This is a genomic window from Cobetia sp. SIMBA_158 (assembly GCF_046566945.1).
GTDB classification, from domain to species: domain Bacteria; phylum Pseudomonadota; class Gammaproteobacteria; order Pseudomonadales; family Halomonadaceae; genus Cobetia; species Cobetia amphilecti.
On sequence record NZ_JAWJYL010000390.1, the window covers coordinates 1 to 271 of the forward strand.

Sequence of the window (271 nt, forward strand, 5' to 3'; positions counted from 1 at the left end):
TTCGAAGAACGTGAAATGTTTTCTTCTCAGCTTAAAGGCACACATAACTTTCCAGAGCTAGATAATTTATTCTTTGATTGCTATGGTGGCTTAAGTAGAGCTAACCGTAACGCACCAGGCGGTTTAGATGTTGTTTTTCAACAAAACTATAACGACGGTGTATTTGAGTCAGAGCAGCTTCAAGATGTTGCAGCAACTAATATTACGCGTGAATACCAGGTACTTCACGATGACGTAGAAACATTTGGTTGGAACATGAGGTTACCTTTTT

The 271-nt window shown here is 39.1% G+C and carries 1 protein-coding gene; it reads left to right on the plus strand.

All coding sequences use genetic code 11. The features are described 5' to 3' along the window. Positions 1 to 15: 15 nt before the first annotated feature. On the plus strand, positions 16 to 271 hold a 256-nt coding region (locus tag R2R70_RS20410), incomplete at its 3' end, for a hypothetical protein (RefSeq protein ID WP_410978965.1).